The following is a 4657-nucleotide window of genomic DNA, read 5'->3' on the forward strand; positions in this document are numbered from 1 at the left end:
GGACTGGGCGACGCGGAAGGTGCTGGCCTGGCGGGTGTCGAACACCATGGAGGTGGAGTTCTGCCTCGAGGTGCTGGAGGAGGCCTTGGGGCGGTTCGGGCGACCGGGGATTTTCAATACCGACCAGGGCAGCCAGTTCACCTCGCCGCGGTTCACCGGCGTGCTGCAGCAGGCCGGAGTGCGCATCTCGATGGACGGCCGTGGCCGCTGGATGGACAACGTCTTCATCGAACGGCTGTGGCGCAGCCTGAAGTACGAGTGCGTCTACCTGCACGCCTTCGAGACCGGGTCCGAGCTGCGGGCCGGGCTGTCGAAGTGGATCAGCTACTACAATACCAGACGCCCTCATTCTGGCCTGGACGGCAGGACCCCTGACGAGGCGTATGGGATCAATGCGGTGACGAGATTGGCGGCCTGACGGAAACCAGGACCGAGCTTATCCAGACCGCCAAGCTGTCCGACGAATGGGGACCACCTCACTGCTCCACGTCGCCGGTCGTGTTTGCGATCAAGTCGGGCATTGTCCGTCGGGTCTAATCCAGGTTTTTACACGAAAGGCGCAGGCGAACCGCTGACGCGCCACTCGGTCCGAAACCATCCGCAGCCAAGTAGCGGTCACCAAGCTCAAGCCGCCGGACGCCGGCTGCCCCAACTTTACTCCGCAAGGCGCTCCAATATTCCTCCGCCACTGACACCCCGTAGGCTCGGGTCGCGCGCCAGAACCTCCTGGAGGAGGGTCCCGCGCCCACCGCCCACGTCCACCACGGTGCGCCGAGAAAGCCCGACGCGGGAGCTGCGCAAGGCACTCGCTCGCCTGCTCCTACTCAGATCTGCCACCAGGAGGAGGCGCTTCAAAAATGAGTTGCGCTGCCTCGTTGGCGCGGCGGACGCGCGCTTCTAGGACCCGTGAGACTGGGCGGAGGCAGTCTGCTGCGCCGTTGCCACCGGCGCTTCGCCAAGCATCCTAAGGGCGTCCAGGACGCGCCTCGCATCCTCCTCGCTCAGGTCTGATCTGAAGATGCTCTCCGCGCCAGCCGTGTCGCCGCTCATCGCCATCGCAGCAGCCAGGTTGTGTCGAGCAGGACGGGGTGCCGCAGCTTGCGACGCCACGGAGCGAAGCATTTCAACCGCTCGCCTCGGGTCCCCACTCAGCGCAAGCGAAAGGCCCATATTCACCTGCGCAGCACTCACGCCTGGTGCTTCGGTAATCGCCTGAGCATAGGCGGACTGCGCATCCCTGTGCCTGCCCTGGAGATCCCTTGCAATGCCAAGGTTGTTCAGGGCGGCCGGGTTCCTGGGGTCACGGTTCAGCGCCTGCAGGAACAACCGCTCGGCCTCGACCGGATTGGACGCGATCTGCAATCGCCCCAGGCCCAGCGCCGCGCCGACAGAAGTAGGATCGAGCGAGATTGCGCGGGTGTAGCTCGCCTGCGCTTCGGTGGTCCTTCCCAGCGCATGAAGCGCGGCTCCATGCCGCAAGAGCGCTTCGACACTATTTGGCTCTCTGCCGAGAAGATCCGTAGTGACCTGCAGCGCAATCGCAGGCGTACCACCGGACAACGCCGCATCCGCTACGTTGAGGCTGGGCCGCATACCAATATTGAGAGATTGCTGACCACCCCCCCCACATGCTGTGAGGGCCAGCATCACCAAGACAGCCAAGGATCTCACCCGCACCTCCATCGTCAGAGCCGTGTGAAAGGACTTCCGTTCAGACGGATGGCGACATACCCCGTGCGGCACCCTACACCAGGGGCATCACGAAATCGGGACAGGCGGCTGCCTGTTGGCGTGAATTCACTTGATCCAATCGAACGGGCGTGACGACCTGAACCTCGACCAGACCAATGACGCCTCGCTGCTCGATCTGCGCGCCTCATAGATTGAGATCCGCTCGGCGACCGTGTTTTGCAGCTCCGGAGGACCCTCCAGATAGATGCCGAGATGAGGCGCTGGCGCGAGGGCACCCTCAAGCCACCAGATGAAAGGCCATCCCTGTAGCTCCGATGCAAGCTCATCTAGCGCCGGACAAAGCGCAGGCTCGATGCTTATCGCGGCAGCGGTGACGGTGAGGTCGGACGCGCGTTGGAACAGAGCGGCTGCCGTATGCAATGGAGCCGCGCTCTCGACCTGCCGCAGCAGCCACTTCCCCAGCCGCCTGTCGTTCGGATGGAGACGCACGGACGGCACAACATGGCTCACCGGATCGTCCAGACACGACAGGATATCCGCGGCACGGGACCGCCGCGGAAATATTCGACCGGGTACCGGCCTCATGGACATCGCCACACCTCGCCGTAGCCAGCGAGGAGGTAGCATTTCGGGTATATCGCTTGACATGCTCTTCCAAGTACCGCGAACCGCGGTTGCGCAAGGCTGTGCACACAATCCGTGATTCACGATCCTCTCCGACTGTGCCCATCGGCATCAGTGGAGACCTCTGCGAAACACGATAGGTCGGTGTTAAGGCGGTCGCAGTCCGGCTAACGCGGGGCTTGGTAGCCGTGCTTCACGAGGTGGCGCCCTGCCAGACTCACCTCTCCCGTCAGCCTGTGAGCCGTTCGGCCCGGCAGAGGTTCATTGCGGCGTAGAGCAGATGCAGGTAAGCACCGTTCCTGACCAGATCGAGGTAGCGGACGCGGCGCAACCATAGCTGCGCTTCAGCGTGCCTAAGGCGCGATCGCCTGACCACGGATGGACGCGAGCACGACGTTCATCCAGCGCTGCCAAGGCGCGAGCCGGCGGCGGGCATGGCTTCGATGCATGATGGCGTCGGCAATGCCGCCATCGGCCAGCGCCTCTCGCCGATCGATGCCGTTAAAGGCCATGTCGACAAGAATGCGGCTTCATCGCCCCGCACAGGGCCGTAAGCCGCGAGGCTGTCATCGACCTCGGCGCCGATCAAGATGGCAATGCGCACCAGTTCGGAGCCAAGATCAACAGCCAGCTGCGCCTTGAAGCCGAAGAAGCTCCGCTGGCAGCGTCGTGTTAGACCAGCCTAAGAATCTCGGGTCGAGACCTCGCCCTCGCATGTCGGCGAGCGAGCGACCAAAGCCTTGGCCAGCGTCGCGTCGATCAGCGTGCCGGCCTTCAACACTAGCCTCTCGTCATTGAGATGGCGGTTCAGCTCGGAAAACAGCGCCTCCCCCCCAAGCTTGCCTGTTTGGTTCCACGCGGACCCATCCATGTCTCTACCGTCGTCTGCAGCCTCAATCGAGGCAGCATCAGGCACAATCGACAAGGCGTTCCGCAGAGGTCTTTGGTAAGAGCATGTGCAAAACTTCACGCCCTCGCGGTACAGTAACGGAGGGTCCACTCTTTGCTGTCCAGCAGCAGCCTCAGACTTCCGTGACCGCGGCTTGTGCCTCACGAGAAACAGGATACCTCGGCGGCCAGTGATGGTAGGAGATCGCGAGGGTGGCCCACTTGCTGTGCACTGCTGCCTGGAACTTCCGGCCCATCCTTGCCGACCGAAAGGGATTGATTGCCGTCGCGACGGCCCTGATGATGCCTATGTTCATCGGGGTGGCTGCACTCGCCATCGACGTCAGCTTCTGGGCGCTCCGCAAGACTCAGTTGCAGCGGACGGTGGATTTCGCAGCCCGTGCCGGAGCACAACGCTACGCCGCCACCCAAGACGCACGGCGTGCCGCGGATACCGCAGCTGATCTTGCTGAGCTCAACGGAGCTGTAGGTGGTGCCAGCCGAAGCTGGGACCTCGTCAATCGCCGAATGACGACCGGTGAACTCACCATCAGGCTTACATCAGGGGTGAACAATCCACGGAGCACAGCCGTCCACGTGACGATGACGCGGCAATTCTCGGTCACCGGCCTTCTCAACGTCGTCGGACCAAACGTGGCCATTGAGGCAATGGCAGTGGCAGAGGCGCACCCGAACCCACCCATCTGCATCTTCGGCATCGGGGACGTCAACAACTCGGGCAGACCCGTAGAGCTCAAGTCCGGCAATCCAAGGGTCGTGCTCGACCAGTGCGCCACCCGCTCCAACGGAAAGATCGTCGTTAGCAGCGGTGGCTACCTATCGGGCCTTGCGCATTTCGCGTCGAAGGAAATCGAAGGCGCCGGCACCATCGTGGGAGCCCAATACCCCTTTCAGCCCCTTCACCCGGATCCTTACCACGACAATCCGGAAGTGCAGCAGGCGCTGACCAACCTTGCTACATATGTGACGATGAAAGGGGTCAAGGAGCTGCTCGTAAAGCCCGGCGAAACTGTCGTGGCGCAACCTGGGATCTATTCGTACATGCAACTGCAGGGCAACACGACCTTCTTGCCCGGCATCTATTATGTCCAAGGTGACATCAGCACCAGTGCACAGTCGGGGACGATCTCGCTCGCCGGGCAGGGTGTGACGATCGTCTACTGTGGCGGCCTGAATGCGACGGGCGGCTCATCGTTCAACATGACCGCAGCGACCCGCGAAACAGCGGTAGGCGGCGCTATACCAGGATTCCTGTGGATAGGCAGTTCAAAGTGCAAGAAAGCCAACAGCTTCACCACGACTAACACCACCAGCATCCTCAATGGGGTGATCTACCTGCCGAATGGCGAGCTATCGATGGGCGGCAATGTGGAGGCCAATGTGAACGCGCCCGCGGGAGGATGTCTGAACATCATCGCGCAGTACATCGTCT

At 62.4% G+C, this 4657-nt stretch carries 4 protein-coding genes; 2 read left to right on the forward strand and 2 right to left on the reverse strand.

What is annotated here, in order from left to right:
* Positions 1-418: integrase core domain-containing protein (locus H7965_RS28800; RefSeq protein ID WP_186773940.1), on the forward strand; the 418-nt coding region annotated here is incomplete at its 5' end.
* Positions 419-897: 479 nt separating this feature from the next.
* On the opposite strand, the gene H7965_RS28805 is transcribed toward H7965_RS28800, so the two are convergent.
* Positions 898-1647 (reverse strand): tetratricopeptide repeat protein, encoded by a 750-nt coding sequence (locus H7965_RS28805; RefSeq protein ID WP_186773941.1) that lies wholly within the window; start codon positions 1645-1647, stop codon positions 898-900.
* Between the two features lie 1022 nt (positions 1648-2669).
* The gene (locus H7965_RS28810) at positions 2670-2828 is read right to left on the reverse strand and encodes a hypothetical protein (protein WP_186773942.1); all 159 of its coding nucleotides are present in this window, start codon (positions 2826-2828) and stop codon (positions 2670-2672) included.
* Positions 2829-3417: 589 nt separating this feature from the next.
* Here H7965_RS28810 and H7965_RS28815 point away from each other — a divergent pair.
* Positions 3418-4657, forward strand: a 1240-nt coding sequence (locus tag H7965_RS28815; RefSeq protein WP_186773943.1) for a Tad domain-containing protein, incomplete at its 3' end; no start/stop codon positions are given.

This window comes from Siccirubricoccus deserti, assembly GCF_014283215.1.
Classification (GTDB): Bacteria; Pseudomonadota; Alphaproteobacteria; order Acetobacterales; family Acetobacteraceae; genus Siccirubricoccus; species Siccirubricoccus deserti.

Coding starts and splice junctions, on each gene's coding strand:
- H7965_RS28805 (WP_186773941.1), bottom strand. CDS start 1,647: ATGCTGGCCCTCACAGCATGTGGGGGGGGTGGTCAGCAATCTCTCAAT.
- H7965_RS28810 (WP_186773942.1), bottom strand. CDS start 2,828: ATGGCCTTTAACGGCATCGATCGGCGAGAGGCGCTGGCCGATGGCGGC.